The following is an 18,004-nucleotide window of genomic DNA, read 5'->3' on the forward strand; positions in this document are numbered from 1 at the left end:
GATTGGACTCCTGGGACGTTGGCGTTGAAATTGGGGTTTACCACACCGCAATTCCGTGCGGCGTCGAACATCATGAACGAACTGAAAGAATTAGCACGACGCGTCGCCTCATCGCCGGAAGCCCACCGTTCGTCTCGGAAGTACCGCACCTGGGAAACCGAATCGGGGCTACCGCCATTGGCCCCCCTGACATGACCAAACGCACCACTACCCATCGCCTGGCCGGAACCGCGATTGCCGCTGTTTTGGCGCTGTCAACCACCCCCATCTGGGCGCAGGATGCTGCGCCGGCAGCCGAAGCGCCGGCCAGCGTGGCCGCGCCCGTGGCTCCGCCCGCGCCGACGATCGTGCTGCCGCCGGTCGCCGCTTCGCCCGCGCCGGTCGCAGACTCGGCATCGGTCGAATCCCCGTCCGCGCCGCGTGCTGCGCCCTCGAAGGCGGCCGGTACGCGTACGACGTCGAAGACTGCAGTCACTTCGGTGAGGCGTGTCGCACCTGCTGCTGCGGCCCCCACGGCTGCGGCTCCGGTCAGCGAACCGGCCTCGGTCCCCCCGATCGCCGAGACCCAGCCGCTGCCGAGCGATATCGCCGCGTCGCCTGTCACGGCCGCCGAGCCCGCGACCTCGAAAGACTCGAGAGATCTGCTGCTCGCCGGTCTCGCCGGTGCACTGGGTCTAGGCGCGATCGGTCTATTCGCCGCGGCGCGTCGCCGCCGCCGGGCCGAGCCCGACTATGCCGTCGCCGATTACGAGCCGGTGAGTGAGTCGATCGTGCCCGTCGCCGAGGTGCCGCAGCCGGTCGAGCCGACACACATCGAGGAGCCGGCTCGGGTGACCCCGCGGAACATCGATTTGCCCCAGCCGCGTTATGCCACGCTTGCCGCGCCCGCGTTCACGCCGTTGAAGTCGTGGAGCGAGCCTAAGGTTCAGCGAGCGCAGCCGCTCGACGACCGTGCGTTCAATCTCAACCGTGAGGCGCTGCTCGACCGGATGGTCGCCGCCGAGCCCGATGCGAACAACCCGTTCACTTCGGCCAAGGCCCGCCGCAAGCGCGCCAGGATCATGCTCCAGTCGATGGACAACGATCGCTGGGAGGACGCCGAACTGGCGCCGGGGTTCGACTGGCGCAAGATGGCTCAGGAGGTAGAAAAGAAGGAAACTGTCGACGCCTGAGGCTCAGGATCTACTCGAACCGAAAGGGGCGCCCATCGAGCGTCCCTTTTTCGTGGCACTCCAACGAAGAAGCCCGACAGCGAGGATGCTGCCGGGCTTCGGGGGGCGGGAGAGGGGAACCGCCTCCTGGGGGTGGGGCACTCAGACCAGCCCGCTCGCGCTCAGCGCGCTCACAGGCATCGCGGCGATGACGAAGGCGAAGCTGAAGGCGGTGGCGAGCGTGGCGGCGAAGGCGGCGTTGAGGCGGTTGGTCATGATCGTTACTCCGGTTGGGGAAGTCGGCTTGGCGTCGCTTCCGATGACCAGGAGATAGGCGCGCTTGGGGCGCCAGTGTTAACACTGTTATTGCGCACCGGTTATGCATGGATGCATAACCGCGCCGAGAGCCTCACCGGGTCGCGGGAGGATGGCTTTTGTTTGACTGGAACGATCTGCGCCATTTTTTGGCGGTGGCGCGCAGCGGCAGCACGCTGGCGGCTTCGCGCACGCTGCGGGTGAGCCAGGCAACAGTCTCGCGACGGGTCTCTACGCTGGAGGAGACGCTGGGCACCCCGCTGTTCGCGCGCAGCGCCAGCGGTTACGAACTCACGTCGCGCGGCCGCGCGGTCTTGCCGCTGGCCGAGGCGGTCGAGGCCGCCGTGATCGGCTTTGACGAAGCGGTGAAGGCGGAGACCCGCCGATTGTCGGGCAAGGTGATGCTGACCACGGTCGAGTCCGCCGCGAATTCCTGGATTATCCCGGCGCTTGCGCAGCTGCGTGAGGTCCATCCCGAAATCTCGGTGGAGATCGTCACCAGCGACCTCCCGCTCGATCTGGCGCGCGGCGACGCCGACGTGGCTATCCGCTTCGGACGCAAACCGACGCAGGAATCGCTGGTCGTGCGCCACCTCACCGATCTCGAGGAATGTTTCTACGCGAGTCGCGAAATGGTCACCCGGTTGGGGCGGCCTTGCACTCACGCCGAGCTCGCATCCTACCCGATGGTCGGTTATTCGGACGAGCGGCTGGGCGACATCGGCGAGTGGATTGCGGCCAATGTCCCCAATGCCCGGTATGTCCAGCGCGCCAACGCGCTGTCGAGCATCGTGGCCGCGGTTCGCGCGGGCGTCGGGGCGGCGGTGCTGCCCACGATCATGGGCGACGACATCCGCAATCTCGTCCGCCTGATGCCGCCTATCCCGCCCAAATCGACCTGCTGGCTGGTCACCACCGACGCCGCCCGCCGGCAGCCGCACGTGCGCGCGGTGATCGACTGCGTCGTGGCACAAGTCGAGGCTACGATGCGGCGCGGGCCTGCGGATGAGGCGCGCTATGCTTGAAGCAGACTTTGCTTAGAACGCCCCTGGCACCTCGCGCTGGAGCGTGCTCGGCGCGTTGGGCTGAACCAGATTGCGATTGCCGCCCGCCGCCAGCGTGGTCTGCCCGCCGCCCGAAATGGGGTTACAGGTACGCCCGGCCAGGAAATCGAGCGCCACCTTGACCGAGGCCTCGGCTGGATCGCCGAGCTGTTTGGTGTAATCGTCGCCAGCGCTGCACGTCGCCTCCACCCGGCTTGCCAGCCCGGTGTAGTAGTCACCCTGATGCGCGGAGTTTTCGGTGCGGAAAGCGATCGGGCGCAGGCGGTCGTCGCACGAGGCCTTGTCGAGCGCGATCTGGCCGACGGGCTTGCCGAAGGTGTTGGTCCCGATCAGCGCCGAGTTGGCGTGTAGATACGGCGTGAACGCGTTGATCAGCAACTCGCTTGCCGAGGCGGTGCCGGTGGTACCGATAAACGCGATCTTGGTCGCGGCGATCGCCTGGCTCAGCGCGCTGAAGTTATCGCTGTCGTTGTTGCTCGACTTGCTCGCGCGGAAGGTTGTGAAACTGAACGTCTGCCCGACCTTGTCCGCGCCCATCAAGTCACCGAACAGCTCCGCGATCGAGACCAGCCCTCCGCCGTTATAGCGCAGATCGACGATCACTTGGGTTACGCCCTGGCTTTTGAACGTGGCGAAGGCGTTGCGCAGCGCCGGATCGGCGGTGTCGATGAACGTGCGCAAGTTGACGTAGCCGACTTTGGTGCCGCCGTTGTCGATGACCTTGACACCATATCGCGATGAGACCGGGAGCAGGGCATAGTCCGCCTTGGTGACCGTCAGATCCAGCTGGGCACCGTTAGTGATAACGCGCAGCACGCGCGTGGTCCCCGCAGTCGTCGGGCCGAGCGCGTCGACCACCGCCTGCGCGCCGCCCGACTGCATCAGCGCGGTGACGGTCTGGAGATTGCCCGCGCTCGTGCCGATGGCGACTATCTCGGTCCCGCGATCGATTCCGGCGGACAGCGCCGGCGCGCCCTCGAAAGCCTCGACCACGAACACCCGCTTGGCGGTGGTGTCATAGGTCAGGCGGATTCCAAATCCCGCGCTCGAACCCGAATTGAAGAACGCGTTCTCCTCTGCGATCGAGGCGAGGTGGGTGAAGAAACGGTCCTTCGACTGCGCGCGTGCCGGAGCAACCAGCGCGTCGATGTAGTCCTGTACAGTGGCATAGCTCGCCGGGTTGACCGTGGTGTCCAGCGATTCTGGAAATAGGTACCATTCCTGAAGCTGGCTCAACGCCCAGGCCTTGCGTTCACTGAGCGAGCATCCGCTGGGGGTCGGCGTCGGCGTGGGTGTCGCACCCGAGGTAGGTGCCGGGGTTACCGCGACGGGCGGCGCGCCGCTGCTGCCGCCACCGCCGCATGACGCGAGCGCCGCTACGAGACTGACCATCAGAGGGAATCGACGGAGGCGCACGGTTTGAAAGTCTCCCTGAAAAGCAACGGCTTGCTCAGTCGTACGGCCCTGGCGCTGTTAGCCGGAATGAATGCTGAACGAAACGCGGGTTGGGGCGTCGGAATCTGGCTTGTAGGTCATGCCTTTTGCGCCCTTCGCCGCCCAAAAGGCCAGTCGATCGCTTCGCCGGCCCACAACGCGGCCCACACCACATCCGGCTGCGCGAGCAAGCGGGGGACATGATAGGCCAGCCCCAGGCCGTGATCCGGTTTGGCCAGATCGATCAGCATGTGATTGACGTTGGCGGGATAGACGCAGACCGCGTAGACCGCCAGGCCGATCCCGGCGGCCCGGCGCAGCGGTCTCGACCACGGCTGGAGCAGCGCTGGCACCGCCGCTAGTTCGGCTAAGCCGGTCAGCAGAATCACCGTGACGGGCCACGGCACCCAGTGCGGAGTGATGCCGAGAAACGGCTGGGGACGCGCAACGTGGAAGATACCCGCCGTCAGATACAGCGCGGCAAGAAGCCAGCGGACGGTCGTGCGGGCCAAAGCGTGATCCGCTCTGCTTGGTTGGGTGGCCGCGGAATCCATGGCGGTATTTCCTCCCTCGTTCCGGCAAGCATTGGCGATTGCGGCCCTGGCGGCAAGGGGGTGACGCAAAGCACTGCGTGTGCCCGCGAGAATCGCCAAGGCGGGTTGCGCGGTCCCGACAATTCGTTAGGGTCCGGCGCGCGCACCTTGTGAGTTCGGGGGTCCTTTGGGCAAGGAATTAGGCGACACTTTCGTTCGGTTCGAGAGCGACGGTCAATGCTTCGAGGTGCCGGTCGAGCGCCTGGGAGTGTGCGGCTTCGGGCGCTCGCTGTCGAACACCGTCGTCCTTACCGATACGATGGCCAGCCGCGAGCACGCGATCATTCGCCGCAACGCGACGGGTTCGTGCGTTCTCAACGATCTCGGGAGCACCAACGGCACCCGGCTCAACGGCCGCCCGGTTTCGGTGCCTACCGCGCTCAATTCGGGAGACGTGATCCAGATCGGTCGCCAGTCAATCGTCTTCGTCCAGACCAATGCGCCCGAAAAAATGGTCGATCCCAACGCCGGGCGGACCCAGTTCCTCGTCGAACAGCAGCTTGTCAGCGTGCTGGTGATCGACTTGCGCGGCTACACTCCGCTCTCAGCCAAGCTGGGTACGGTGATGGCCGAGCTGATGGGTGAAATTTTCCGCCAGTCGGGTGCGCTACTCAAGGAACACAACGCCTGGTCGACCAAGTTCATCGGCGACGCGGTGATGGCGGTGTGGGTGCACCCAAGCAACTCGCTCGCCCGCGCCGACATCGTCAACGCGTTCGACGTGATCAGTGGCTACCAGGAGATTTTCCTGATGGCCCAACGCCAGTTCAAGCTGGCCGAGCCGCTGAAGTTCGGCGCCGGATTCAACGCCGGGATGGCCAGCATCGGCAACATCGGCAGCGAAGGCGCAGCCGATTTTACGGCGATGGGAGAGGCGGTGAACATCGCCTTCCGGTTAGAGACCGCGACCAAGGAGCAGGGCTGCGACGTGTTGATCGCCAAGGAAGTGTTCGAGGCGCTCTCGGATGCCTATTACGTGCCCGGCGGATTGGTCCCGGTGGACCTTAAGGGCTATGAAGAAGGTCACCTCGCGCTTCCGTTGACCTTCGACCAGATAGGGACCGTGGTGGACGAGTTGCTAGCGGCGGCTTAGCCGCCCGTTTGCTGCGGGAAGATCTACTCTGCCGCCTCGCGCAACCCCGGGTCCAGGTGCCACTCCGGCGCCACATCGCTTGCCCGTAACCGCGCGCTTTCCTCCACGATCCAATCCCGCGTGATCGGGATGGCACTGCGGTCCTTCACATAGATCAACTGCCAGTTGACCATCTTGCCGTTACGGAAGGCTTGCTCCGCGCCAGCAAGATAATACTGCCACATCCGGTAGAACCGCTCGTCGTAGAGATCGACGATCTCATCTTTGTGCATCACCGTGCGGCGATACCATTCCTCTAGCGTGTGCGAATAATGAAAGCGCATCGCTTCCACATCCATCACCTGCCAGCCGGCTTTCTCGCTCTGCGCGACAAGTTCGCTGAGCGCGGGGATATAGCCGCCGGGAAAAATGTATTTCCGCGTCCAGGCATCCGTAAAGCCGGGTGCTCCTGCGCGACCGCAGCAGTGGCTGAGCATAACCCCGTCGGGCTTCAGCAGGCGATTTGTGTGCTGGTAGAAGATCGGATAATGCGGCGTACCGACGTGTTCGAGTAGTCCAACAGAGCTGATCCTGTCGAATTGCCCCTCGACCGAGCGGTAGTCCATGAGTTCGAACTTTACCTTGTCGGCCACGCCCAGTGCGGCGGCGCGTTCCTTGCAGAACGCGATTTGGTCTTCGGCGAGCGCCACGCCTAGCACCTCGCATCCGTAATGCTTGTTGAGATACAGCGCGAACCCGCCCCAGCCGCACCCGATGTCCAGGACTTTCATCCCGGGCCGGATGTACATCTTAGCGGCGAGGTGCGCCTTCTTGTCGAGTTGCGCCTGTTCGAGGCTGACGTTGGCCGCTGGATCGCGGTAGTAGGCCATCGTGTACTGGCGGTCTTCGTCGAGGAACAGCTCGTACAGGCGGCGAGTCAGGTTGTAGGTATGCTTGGCATTGCGCGCGGCCTTTTCGGGCGGGTTGATACTGTCGATCCGGGCGACCAGCGCTTGCCCGGCCTTGCGCAGCAGGCCCTTGGCCTTGAATGCCTCGCCGCCGTCTTTCTTGCCATTCTCGGTCACGAACAGCACCAGATCGCGGATGTCGTGAGGTGGTTCGATGACCATCCGCCCATCCATGTACGCCTCACCCGCGCCGACCTGAGGGTAGCGCGCGATGTGGGCGGAGGCGCCCTTGTCGGTCAGCCGCACCTTGATCGGACCCTGGCCGTCGAGCCCCAGCGCATCGGGGCCGTATTCATAGGCCTTGCCGTTATGATCGGTGATGACGAGGCGACCCTTGCGGATCACCCGGGTGAGCATTTGGTCGAGCAGCCACATGGCGCAACAACTTATGGGAGGGCCGATTGCTGGCAAGCGGAATCTTGCGCGCGGATGAACGATGCGCGATGGCACTGTGCATGACCGACTGGATCGACAACACCGCCGCCGCCCGCACCTGGTTCGAGAGCCTGCGCGATCGTATCTGCGCCGCTTTCGAAGACATCGAGCGCGAGGCGGGCAGCGATGCCGCTTTCGCCTACACCGCGTGGGAGCGCGAGGAGGACGGCAACCCCGATCCCGGCGGGGGGTGCGCGGCGTGATGAAGGGCAAGGTCTTCGAAAAGGTCGGAGTCAACGTCTCGACCGTGCGCGGCCAGTTCGCCCCCGAATTCGCGGGCACCATCCATGGAGCGGCGGCGGACAACCCCGGGTTCACCGCCACCGGCATCAGCCTGGTCGCGCACTTGGCCAACCCGCACGCCCCCGCCGTGCACATGAACTGCCGCTTCCTGGTCACCAGCAAAGCCTGGTTCGGCGGAGGCGCCGACCTCAATCCGCCGCTGCCCTATGAAGAGGACACCGCGGACTTCCACGCCACGTTCCGCGCCGCCTGCGCACGGCACAACCCGACATACTACGAACGCTATCGCAAGTGGGCCGACGAGTATTTCTTCATCCCCCATCGCGGCGTCCATCGCGGGGTGGGGGGAATCTTCTACGATCATCTGGAATGCGAGGACGCCGCGGCGTTCGAGCGTAATTTCGCGTTCACCCGCGATGTCGGCGAAGCGTTCCTCAGCATCTATCCCGAACTTGTCCGGCGCCGCATGCACAGCGAATGGACCCAGCAGGACAAGCTGCGGCAACTTGAATGGCGCGGTCGCTACGCCGAATTCAACCTGGTCTACGACCGCGGCACGCTGTTCGGCCTGAAGACAGGAGGCAATATCGACGCAATCCTGATGAGCCTGCCTCCGGAGGCTGTCTGGACCTGAAGCGCAGGGGCCAACGGTTCGTCTGGCACCAGTCGGGCGACTCGCCAAGCGACCATGGCGAACAGAGCCAGCCCACCCAGCACGTCGACCAGGTGGTGGCCGCCATGGACTAGGATGGCGGGAATCATCGCAAGGTTTAGAATCGCGAGTGGCCAGAATATCGCGGTTCGCCGTGCGTACCAGACCGCCATCGCGGCCATGACCGTGTGCATGGATGGAAACGCGATCAACCCGATGAGGCTGTTCGCGTCGATGGTCCGCACGCCATCGTGCAAAAGTGCCCGCAGTTGGGCGGTATAGACGGGGTCAACCACCCGGCCGAGCCGCGACTCCACCGCCGGACTAAGCGTTGCATAGAGGCTCGGTCCGAAGCTGGGGGCCAATGACCAGATCATTATGCTGAAACAACTGCACAGAACGCCCGTAAGGACGAACCGGTGGAGCGCCACCTGCCGTCCGCTGAACCCGAGAATGAGGATCATCGCCGCAAGCTGAATCAGTGACGACTTGTAGACCCAGCCCAAAGCATTGGCCGCCCAGCCGAGACGCGAAACCGCTGCCGCGAACGCTCCCCAGTCGAAGCCTATCTTTGCATCGGCGCGTATCAGCAGCGGATCAATTGTCGCGCTTCCGGGATGGATCATCAGATAGTTGAGGACCGCACCGCCGTTTGTGAAGAGGACGAAGATCGCACAGCTCATCAGGGTCATCGAGATTTGCGGGGCGCGGCCTAGGCGGCGATAGGTCGTGGCGAGACCGATCAGTGCGGCGGCGACGAGATAATGCGGCGCAAAGCTGACGTAATCGAGATAGACGCCGCGGGCTTGCGCCAACACGATCGCCGCCCCGGAGACGGCCAAGATCAGCCCGCCTGAGATTGCTTCCGCTTCATATACCCGCGCCATCTTGCCTGCCGGAGCTCCTTGCCCAAGGCTTACCGCCGTCTAGCGCCGTACAGTTTCCGCCCGCTCGTCTTATCAGAACACTTCTGCCACGGCGGGTATTACGATTCGGTAACCATGTTGGCTTCGCGACGAGGGAATTTCCTTGCCGCAACCGCCGCTTGCCCCCCACATTAGCGGTGATGCTGCGCCAGTACGAACTCGTGGAACGGGTGAAAGCCTACGATCCGGACGCCGACGAGGCGATGCTCAACCGCGCCTACGTCTATACCGTCCAGAAACACGGCACCCAAAAAGCGTGCCAGTGGCGATCCCTATTTTAGCCACCCAGTAGAAGTCGCGGGGCTGATGACCGAGCTCAAGCTCGATCAGGAGACCATAATCACCGCGCTGCTTCACGATACGGTGGAGGATACGCTCGCCACGATCGAGGAGGTCGAGAAGCTATTCGGCCCCGAGGTCGCGCGGCTCGTGGATGGCGTCACCAAGCTTTCGAAGATCGAGACCTTGAGCGACAACGAACGGGCTGCGGAAAACCTGCGCAAGTTCCTGCTGGCGATGAGCGAAGACTTGCGCGTCCTACTGGTCAAGCTTGCCGACCGGCTGCACAACATGCGCACGCTGCACTTCATTAAGAGCGCCGAAAAGCGTCTGCGGATCGCGCGCGAGACGATGGACATCTACGCCCCGCTCGCCGAGCGGGTGGGGATGTACGAGTGGATGCGCGAAATGCAACTGCTCGCGTTCGAGCAGGTCGAGCCCGAGGGCTATGCCACGATAACCGGCCGCCTCGCTCAGATTCGCAGCCAGGAGGGGGGGCAGGTCGGCGCGATCGCGCTGGAGCTCAAGCAAGCTCTGGCCGAGGCGGGCCTCAAGGTCGAAGTCTCAGGCCGCGAGAAGCACCCGTTCTCGATCTGGAAGAAGATGGCCGAGCGCCACGTCAGCTTCGAGCAAATCACCGACATCATGGCGTTCCGCGTCATCACCGCCGATCCAGGCGATTGCTACCAGGCGCTCGGGGTGATCCATCAGACCTGGCAGATGATCCCAGGGCGGTTCAAGGACTATATCTCGACCCCCAAGATCAACGGCTACCGAGGCCTGCATACCAGCCTGATCTACAAGGCGGCGATGCGCGTGGAGGTTCAGATCAAGACCGCCGACATGCACCGCACCAATGAGTTCGGCCTCGCCGCGCACTGGGCCTACAAGCAGAACGGGACACGCCCGGATGGCGAAGTCGGCTGGCTGCGCGACCTGATCGAAATCCTCGACACTGCGCACGATGCCGACGAACTGCTCGAGCACACAAAACTGGCGATCTACCAGGACCGCATCTTCGCGTTCACCCCCAAGGGCGCGTTGCACCAGTTGCCGAAGGGAGCGACCCCGATCGACTTCGCCTATGCGGTTCACACCGATCTGGGCAGCGCTGCGGTCGGGGCGAAGATCAACGGCCGCCACGTGCCGTTGCGCACCCAGCTTCACAACGGCGATGTGGTCGACATCATCAAGAGCCGCAATTCGGAGCCGCAATTGTCGTGGCTGGGCTTCGTGGTCACCGGCAAGGCCCGTGCCGCGATCCGCCGTGCGGTGCGTCAGAAAGAACGCCAGGAAGTCGCCGCAATCGGCGCCAAGCTCTATGAGGAGATCGTCGAGCGGTTGCCGACCAAGATCGGCAAGAAGGGGCTGAAGGAGGCGCTCAAGCGACTCGACCTCAAAAACGAAGAGGAGCTGATGCACGCCATCGGCGCGGCCAAGCTCAACGACCGCCAGGTGATGGAGGCGCTGCTGCCGGGCAGCGCGTCCGATTTGCCCGAAGCGGACTTGTGGCCGCAGCAGCAGCGCGCGATCGCGATCCGCGGGCTGACCCCCGGCATGGCGTTCAGCCTGGCCGATTGCTGCCATCCCGTGCCCGGCGACCGCATCGTCGGGCTGAGGCGGCCGGGCGAAGGGGTGGAAGTTCACGCCATCGACTGCCTGAGCCTCGCCAACGGGATCGATGCCGACTGGATCGACCTGCAGTGGGACGCACGCACCGACGGGGCGACCGGGCGGATCAGGGCTGTGCTGTACAACCGCCCGGGGACGCTGGCCGAGATGGCCGGGGTGTTCGCCAGCAGCAAGGCCAACGTGGTGAACCTGGAGATGACCCAGCGCGACGATCCGTTCCACACCTACGAGGTGGATTTGGAGGTCCGCGATCTGGCGCACCTGACGCGGATCGTCTCGGCCTTGCGCGCCAACGATGCGGTGGCGCAGGCCGAGCGGATTTAGCGAACAAGTGAACCGGCTTTCCTTCATTTCGCTCGCCGGACCGGCACCGGAATGTTGCAGATGTCGGCCCCGCCCGCAGGCTTGATGAAGAACGGGTCGCGGCGGTTGGCGCGGGCGTCGGCGTAGCGGGCGAAGGTCTCGCTTTCGGTCGCGAGGTATTCGTAGGCGGGCAGGGCGGCGACTTCGGTGCCGAGGCGGATCGAGAGGATTTTGGTCCGCTCCCCGGGCGTCTCGTAGAACCCCAGCGCGCCGGTCCCGCGCGGCAAGCTGGAGAGGTGCTCGATCCCCTCGATCACTCTCCCGACCAGCGCGATGTTGCGGTCGAGATGGCGCGGGGCGTGGCCGATCACGGTGTAGAGCTCGGCGCCCGAGCCGGTGTCGGGCGAGAGGTTCCGCCCGACGCCGACCATACCGTAGCAGTGGACGGGCCATACCTCGCCCGCGCTGTTTCGGCCGGTGGGCCACCCGCTTTCAAAATGCACGAATCCATATCCGGCGTAGGGGTCGGGAAGCACTCGCACATCGAAAGGTTGCGCAAGGCGTGGCAGAGCCATGTCGGACATGTCGTTGGCAAAGTGTATGTATTCGCTCGCCGGGACGACTGCCAAACCCACCGGCAACGCCTTCGCCTTCGCTTTGTCCTCGCCATCGGCATCTCCCCACTGGGCGACGTAGTTGTCCTGCACCCGGTTGATGCTCAGCCCGTCCCACCAGTGCGCGGCGGCGAGTTTGCGGATGTTGCCGATCCAGCCTTGGGAGAACGGCGGCGACATCAGTTGGATTACCACGCGGCGGGGCTTGCCCTTCACGTCCGGGGCGAGGTCCATCACCAGCAGGTCCGACGCCGGGATTGCCATCCAATCCGCCTTGGGCGCAGCGGCGACGATTTCGCTTGGGGCGGGGGCGGGATCGGCGGCGAGTGCGGGGGCGGCGAGGGCGAGGAGGGCGGCGAGGGCGAGGACGGCGAGGAGGGCGAGGAGGGCGAGGGGGAGTGTTCGGATCATTCGGACAACCTGCCACCCTCGCTTTCGAACGCAAATTGAATAACCAAACCCCGCTCGTGTCGACCTTGGCCCTGCGTGTCTCAACCTCGCTGGAAATGAGCGGGCGCGGGGCGCGGACCGAGATCCTAAGTTTGCTCTTCCAGCGCCTCCATGTCCGCATCGCTCAGCCCGAAGTGGTGGCCCACCTCGTGGATCAGCACGTGCGCCACCAGCTGCTCTAGCGTCTCATCCCCACGCGAAATCCATTCGTCGAGGATCGGCTCGCGGAACAGGCGGATGCGGTCGGGTAGCGTGCCCGAAACGCCGCCTTCCTTTTGGCCCAACGGCAGTCCCTCGTACACGCCCGTCAGCTCGAACGCGTCCTCGATGCCCAGTTCGGCCAGCGTCTTGTCATCGGCGAAGTCTTCGACCCGCAGGAGGATTTCCCGCAACTGCGACGAAAAAGGCTCTGGGAGCCGCGCCATAACGGCGCGGGCCAGAGCCTCTATCTCGTCGAGCGTGGGAGCGGTTCCGAAGCTGCGGCTCATCGCCGCTTCATCGGGCCGCGTCGCCGACGCGTCAAATCAACGGCGGCGATAAGTGCGGCGATAGCGGCACTTGCGCAGGTTCTTCTTCGAGATCTCATGCCCGGCAAGCCCGCCCGCGGCGGCGCCGACGATGGGGCCGGTGCTCCCGTGGGTCAGGATGCCGCCCAGCAGCGCGCCGCCGCCGGCGCCGAGCAGCGTCCCGGTGGTCTTGCTCACGTAGCGGCCGCAGCGCGCTTCGGCGGGGGTTGCGATGGCGAAGCTCGCACCGGCGAGCGCCAGTGCAGCCAAGGCTGTCGATTTGCGAAACATGGTCTATCCTTTGATGTATTGGCGATGTCGGCTCGGTAACGGTCGGTATTGCGTTCGGGTTCCCGATCTCCTCAGGCTGCGCGCTCGAACACCGCGGCGAGCCCCTGGCCGCCGCCGACGCACATCGTCTCCAGGCCATAGCGCCCGCTGCGGCGGTGGAGTTCGCGGGTCAGGTTGGCGAGGATGCGCCCGCCGGTGGCGCCGATCGGATGGCCCAGGCTGATCCCGGAGCCATTGACGTTGAGGATTTCGTGGCGGCTGTCGTCGTTGCTCCAGCCCCAGCCCTTGAGCACCGCCAGCACCTGAGGGGCGAACGCCTCGTTGAGTTCGACCAGGTCGATGTCGTCCCAGCCCAGCCCCGTACGCGCGAACAGGCGTTCGGTGGCGGGGACCGGGCCGATACCCATGCGGCTGGGATCGCAGCCCGCGGCGGCGGAGGCGACGTACCAGGCGTCGGGGGTCAGGCCGAGCTCCTCGAGCTTGTCCTCGGCCACCACCAGGCAGGCGGCGGCGGCGTCGTTCTGCTGGCTGGCGTTGCCTGCAGTGACCACGCCGCCTTCCAGAGGACGCAGCTTGGCGAGCGATTCGGCGGTCGCATCGGCGCGATAGCCTTCGTCGTGGGCGAAGATCACCGGATCGCCCTTCTTCTGCTTGACGCTGACCGGGACCAGTTCGTCGTCGAACAGGTGCTGGTTCCACGCGGCGGCGGCGCGCTGGTGGCTGCGCGCGGCATAGGCGTCGCAGGCCTCGCGGCTGATGCCATAGTCCTTGGCGAGGTTCTCGGCGGTCTCGATCATTCCGCTGATCACCCCGAAGCGCTCGACCGGCTGGCTCATCAGACGGCCGCGGGTGAGGCGGTCGTGCAGGGTGACGTTGCCCGCGCGAACACCGTTGCGCAGGTCGGTGGTGTAATGCTCGACGTTGGACATGCTCTCGCAGCCGCCCGCGACGACCACGTCGGAAGCGCCCGTCTGAACCATCATGGCGGCGTTGATCACCGCCTGCAGGCCCGATCCGCAACGTCGGTCGAGCTGATAGCCCGGCACTTCCAAGGGCAGCCCCGCGGCCAGCCATGACCAGTGGCCGATCGCCGGGGCCTCGGCGTTGCCATAACCCTGCGCGAAAATCACGTCGTCGACCCGCGCCGGATCGATCTGCGTGCGTTCGATCAATGCCTTGAGGACCACCGCACCCAGGTCGCCGGGGGTCATCGACGACAATGCGCCCCCGAACTTGCCCACCGCGGTGCGGATCGGGCTGACGATGGCGGCGCGGCGAAGGCCGTTTTGGCGGGACGTTTCAGGCATCGGTTCGTCTCTCGTATGGGGCGCTTGGACCGGATGTTACACAGTCCTAGGGAAGAAAAATTCCGTGGGTGCGAACGTGGGGCGAGGTGCTGCAAATCGGGGCGGAAAAGGCGGTGTGCATGGGCCAACCATGGCATGAAGCCGACGATGTAGGACAGCCTCGATCGGATCGCTGCCCCCCTCCACGAACGATCGCCGCTTCGAACAACAGGTATTGATCCGTTCTGCCATTCTCCATGCCCCGCTCATCCCGAGCGAAGTCGGGGGGATGAGGGACTCGACACGAGCGAAGGGTGAGTCAGGCTTCATTGGTGGTTGCGACCAGTCCGGTATCGACCAGCCGGGCGATCTCGCTGGCAGAATAGCCAAGCACTTCGCCCAGCACCGCTTCGCTATCCGCCCCGATCTGCGGCGCCGGAGCCGGCGCCAACCGCGCCTCGCCCGCTAGCGTGGCCAATGCGCCGGCAGCCGGATATGCGAAGCCGGAAGGATTATCGGTGCTCATCGCGAACAGCGGATTCTCCGTGACCAGGCGCGGATCGGCAACCGCCTCGACCATCGTCTGATAGCCGCTGTGGACCACTCCGTTGGCATCGAAGGCGGCGGCCAGATCGGCGTGATCGCGCGCCGCGAACGCCGCCTCGATCAGGGCATAGATCGCGTCGCGGTTGCTGAAGCGCACCCCGTCGTCGCCGGCAAAGCTCACCCCGCGCTCTCGCTCGATCGAGGCCAGGCCCTCGGTGATATCGAGCGCGCGGACCAGGCCCTGCCACTGGCGCTCGTTGATCGCGACGATCATGGTGCGCTGGCCGTCGCGGGTGACGAAATCGCGGCCGATCGTGCCGAACACGCCGTTGCCCAGTCGCACCCGGTCCTGCCCGGTGTGCAGCACTTCGGCGATGCGGCCGAGGTTGGCGGCGCTGCCCATCGCGATGTCGGTCAGCGGCAGGCGCACCTCGCCGCCCTGGCCGGTGGCGTCGCGGCGGCGTAGCGCGGCGAGCAGCGCGAACGCGCCATAGGCCCCCGTCAGCAGGTCCCACGCCGGTAAGACGTGGTTGACCGGGCGCTCGTCCTCGAGCGGGCCGGTCAGCGAGGGATAGCCGACCGCGGCGTTGGCGGTGTAGTCGAGCGCGATCGAGCCATCGGGCCAGCCCATCACGCGCACGGTGATCAGCCCAGGACAGTCCGCGGCGAGCGTCTCATGCGAGAGAAAGCCTCCCGCGGGCAGATTGGTTACGAGCACGCCCACCTTGCGGATCAGATCGACCAGCACCGCGCGGCCCGCTTTCGAGGAAAGGTCGAGCGCGACCGACTTCTTCGCGCGATTGAGGTTCTCCCACGCCAGCGAGTGGTTGTCCTCGGTAACCGGCCAGCGGCGGAAATCCTGCCCTCCGCCGATCTGATCGACCTTGATCACCTCGGCGCCCATCTGCGCAAGGTACAGCCCGATCGTCGGCGACGCGACGAAGCTGGAGACCTCGACGACGGTCAGCCCGGAGAGAAGATCGTACATTCAGGCGGCCGCCGCCCATTCGCGCAGCATGTGCTTGGCGATCTGGAGTTGGAGGATCTGGGTAGTGCCTTCGTAGATCCGGTAGATCCGCGCATCGCGGAAGAAGCGTTCGGCGTCGTACTCGGCCAGGTATCCCGCGCCGCCGTAGATCTGCACGACGCGATCGACCACGCGTCCGCACATCTCGCTGGCGAAGACCTTGAAGGCGGCGGCCTTGCGCAGCACGTTCTCGCCCGCGTCGGCACGCGCGGTGACGTCGGCCATCATGCATTCGGCGGCGTAGATTTCGATCTCGCTGTCGGCGAGCATCGCCTGGATCAACTGGAAGTTGGCGATCGGCTCGCCGAACGCCTTGCGCTCGTTGGCATAGCGTAGCGCGGAATCGAGCGCGCGGCGGGCGTATCCCGTCGCCGCCGCGCCGACCGAGATGCGCCCGTTGTCGAGGCTGCGCATGGCGGTGACAAAGCCCTTGCCTTCCTCGTCGCCGAGCAGGGCGTCGGCAGGCAGGCGCACGTCTTCCATCACGATATCGGCGATGTGGCTGCCCGATTGGCCCATCTTCTTGTCAGACTTGCCGGCGGCGATGCCCGGAGTGTCCATCGGCACCAGGAACGCCGAGACGTGGGCGTTCTTGGGCAGCGCTTCCCTACTGGTCCGCGCCATGATGAGCCCCACTTGCGCAAACGGGGCGTTGGTGATGTAGCGCTTGGTGCCGTTCAGAACCCAGCCGTTGCCCGAACGGACCGCGGTGGTCTGCATCGCGGCGGAATCCGATCCCGATCCCGGTTCGGTCAGGCCGAAACACGCGATCTCGCCAGCGGCGAGCCGCGGCAGCCATTCGGCACGCTGCGCGTCGGTCCCGCCGTTCTTGAGCGCCGAGGCGACCATCCCGATGTTGATCGACAGGATCGAGCGGAACGCGGGCGCGGCGTAGCCCAGCGTCTGGATCGTCCGGGCGTATTGCGCGATGTTCATGCCCGATCCGCCGAACTCTTCGGGAATGGTCAGTCCGAACAGCCCCATGTCGCGCATTTCGGCAAGGATTGCCTCGGGCACGCGATCGGTTTCGATAACCTCGCGCTCGGCGGGGACCAGCCGGTCGCGGACATAGCGCTGCAGCTGATCGATGAACTGGTCGAAGATGTCGGCGTCCATTCATTCCTCCGAATGCTCTCTCCCCTTCAGGGGAGAGATACGCAGACTTGCGAGCTGGCTCGCCAGTCGAAGTGGAGAGGGGCGATTTGCGCACATTCCCCTCTCCCAACCCTCTCCCTTGAGGGGGAGGGCTATTGGCTAGATCGGATCGTAGGGGAAGACGTGCGCCGATACCTCGTCGCCGCGGGCCATGTCGGCGCGGAAGGCGGGGATCAGCTCGTCGGCGATGCTCTCTGGGGTCCAACCCTCCGCCTTGGTCATCGAGCGGACCGGGCGCGGCTTGGAGAACAGCACGATCTCGTTCTTGCGTACCGCGAAAATCTGGTTGGTCACGTCCCGCGCCGCGTCGCTGGCGAGATAGACGACCAGCGGCGCGATCTTGTCGGCGCTCATCGTCTTGAGCCGATCGACCCGCGCCTGCGCCTCGGGGGTGTCGGCGGGGATCGAGGCGGTCATCCGGCTCCACGCGAACGGCGCAATGCAGTTGGAGCGGACCCCGGCGCGCGCCATGTCGAGCGCGATCGATTGCGAGAGGCCGACGACGCCCAGCTTGGCCGCGCTGTAGTTGGCCTGGCCGATGTTGCCGATCAGCCCGCTGGTGCTGGTGAAGTGGATGAAGCTGCCCGACTGCTGCTCGCGAAAATAGGGCGTCGCCGCCTTGCTGACGTTGAAGCAGCCGTTGAGGTGGACGTCGATCACCGCCGCCCAGTCCTCGTGGCTCATCTTGTGCCAGATGCCGTCGCGCAGGATCCCGGCGTTGTTGACCACCGCGTCGATCCGCCCGAAGCGCTGGACCGCGTCCTCGACGATGCTGGCCGCGCCCTTTGGATCGGTGACGCTGGCAAGGTTGGCGTGGGCCTTGCCGCCCGCCGCGACGATATCGTCCGCGGTCTGCTGCGCCGGACCGGCATCGCCGCCCTCGCCGCCGCCGCCCACGCCGGGATCGTTGACCACAACCGCGGCGCCGTGCCTGGCCGCGAGCAACGCGATCTCGCGTCCTACCCCGCGCCCGCCGCCGGTTACCGCGACGACTTTGCCTGCGAGCATACCCATCCGCATCCGACTCCCGGTTTAACCGCTCGCTTAAGCCCTTGGCGGAGC

14 protein-coding genes and 2 pseudogenes are annotated in these 18,004 nt (G+C 65.4%); 5 read left to right on the forward strand and 11 right to left on the reverse strand.

Annotated elements, in window-relative coordinates:
* The first annotated feature begins 191 nt into the window (after positions 1 to 191).
* A complete protein-coding gene (locus GKE62_RS16760; RefSeq protein WP_154693229.1) occupies positions 192 to 1,172 on the forward strand; it encodes a hypothetical protein in 981 nt (326 codons plus the stop codon).
* 413 nt (positions 1,173 to 1,585) lie between these two features.
* The gene (locus tag GKE62_RS16765) at positions 1,586 to 2,491 is read left to right on the forward strand and encodes a LysR family transcriptional regulator (protein ID WP_154693230.1); all 906 of its coding nucleotides are present in this window, start codon (positions 1,586 to 1,588) and stop codon (positions 2,489 to 2,491) included.
* Between the two features lie 12 nt (positions 2,492 to 2,503).
* On the opposite strand, the gene GKE62_RS16770 is transcribed toward GKE62_RS16765, so the two are convergent.
* Positions 2,504 to 3,922: a S41 family peptidase gene (locus tag GKE62_RS16770; protein ID WP_154693231.1), complete on the reverse strand. Its 1,419-nt coding sequence runs from the start codon at positions 3,920 to 3,922 to the stop codon at positions 2,504 to 2,506.
* 140 nt (positions 3,923 to 4,062) lie between these two features.
* Positions 4,063 to 4,476 carry a DoxX family protein gene (locus tag GKE62_RS16775; protein WP_230206779.1) on the reverse strand — a complete coding sequence of 138 codons (414 nt, stop codon included), beginning with the start codon at positions 4,474 to 4,476 and terminating at the stop codon, positions 4,063 to 4,065.
* A 208-nt stretch (positions 4,477 to 4,684) separates the two neighbouring features.
* Between GKE62_RS16775 and GKE62_RS16780 the strand changes: the two genes are divergently transcribed.
* Positions 4,685 to 5,650, forward strand: coding sequence for an adenylate/guanylate cyclase domain-containing protein (locus GKE62_RS16780; RefSeq protein ID WP_154693233.1), 966 nt, complete (start codon positions 4,685 to 4,687; stop codon positions 5,648 to 5,650).
* A gap of 23 nt (positions 5,651 to 5,673) precedes the next feature.
* Here GKE62_RS16780 and GKE62_RS16785 read toward each other — a convergent pair whose 3' ends face one another.
* On the reverse strand, positions 5,674 to 6,972 hold the full coding sequence (locus tag GKE62_RS16785; RefSeq protein ID WP_154693234.1) for a cyclopropane-fatty-acyl-phospholipid synthase family protein: 1,299 nt from the start codon (positions 6,970 to 6,972) through the stop codon (positions 5,674 to 5,676).
* An 80-nt stretch (positions 6,973 to 7,052) separates the two neighbouring features.
* Here GKE62_RS16785 and hemF point away from each other — a divergent pair.
* Positions 7,053 to 7,909: pseudogene (hemF, locus tag GKE62_RS16790) on the forward strand (oxygen-dependent coproporphyrinogen oxidase).
* On the opposite strand, the gene GKE62_RS16795 reads toward hemF, so the two are convergent.
* Positions 7,819 to 8,814 (reverse strand): phosphatase PAP2 family protein, encoded by a 996-nt coding sequence (locus GKE62_RS16795; protein WP_154693235.1) that lies wholly within the window; start codon positions 8,812 to 8,814, stop codon positions 7,819 to 7,821. The pseudogene hemF and the gene GKE62_RS16795 overlap by 91 nt on opposite strands.
* 179 nt (positions 8,815 to 8,993) lie before the next feature.
* Here GKE62_RS16795 and GKE62_RS16800 point away from each other — a divergent pair.
* Positions 8,994 to 11,088: pseudogene (locus tag GKE62_RS16800) on the forward strand (bifunctional (p)ppGpp synthetase/guanosine-3',5'-bis(diphosphate) 3'-pyrophosphohydrolase).
* A gap of 23 nt (positions 11,089 to 11,111) precedes the next feature.
* On the opposite strand, the gene GKE62_RS16805 reads toward GKE62_RS16800, so the two are convergent.
* From GKE62_RS16805 to GKE62_RS16835, 7 genes are all read right to left on the reverse strand, one after another.
* A complete protein-coding gene (locus GKE62_RS16805) occupies positions 11,112 to 12,092 on the reverse strand; it encodes a peptidylprolyl isomerase (protein WP_154693236.1) in 981 nt (326 codons plus the stop codon).
* Positions 12,093 to 12,217: 125 nt separating this feature from the next.
* Positions 12,218 to 12,619: a metallopeptidase family protein gene (locus tag GKE62_RS16810; protein ID WP_154693237.1), complete on the reverse strand. Its 402-nt coding sequence runs from the start codon at positions 12,617 to 12,619 to the stop codon at positions 12,218 to 12,220.
* A 36-nt stretch (positions 12,620 to 12,655) separates the two neighbouring features.
* On the reverse strand, positions 12,656 to 12,928 hold the full coding sequence (locus GKE62_RS16815) for a glycine zipper domain-containing protein (protein ID WP_154693238.1): 273 nt from the start codon (positions 12,926 to 12,928) through the stop codon (positions 12,656 to 12,658).
* A gap of 71 nt (positions 12,929 to 12,999) precedes the next feature.
* Positions 13,000 to 14,235, reverse strand: coding sequence for an acetyl-CoA C-acetyltransferase (locus GKE62_RS16820; RefSeq protein ID WP_154693239.1), 1,236 nt, complete (start codon positions 14,233 to 14,235; stop codon positions 13,000 to 13,002).
* A gap of 298 nt (positions 14,236 to 14,533) precedes the next feature.
* Positions 14,534 to 15,748, reverse strand: a complete 1,215-nt coding sequence (locus tag GKE62_RS16825; RefSeq protein WP_154693240.1) for a CoA transferase — start codon at positions 15,746 to 15,748, stop codon at positions 14,534 to 14,536.
* Positions 15,749 to 16,903, reverse strand: coding sequence for an acyl-CoA dehydrogenase family protein (locus tag GKE62_RS16830; protein WP_154693241.1), 1,155 nt, complete (start codon positions 16,901 to 16,903; stop codon positions 15,749 to 15,751). It lies immediately after the preceding gene.
* Between the two features lie 138 nt (positions 16,904 to 17,041).
* Complete coding sequence (locus tag GKE62_RS16835; protein WP_154693786.1) at positions 17,042 to 17,950, reverse strand: SDR family NAD(P)-dependent oxidoreductase; 909 nt, start codon at positions 17,948 to 17,950, stop codon at positions 17,042 to 17,044.
* Positions 17,951 to 18,004 lie beyond the last annotated feature (54 nt).

The sequence above is a fragment of the Novosphingobium sp. Gsoil 351 genome (genome assembly GCF_009707465.1).
GTDB lineage: Bacteria > Pseudomonadota > Alphaproteobacteria > Sphingomonadales > Sphingomonadaceae > Novosphingobium.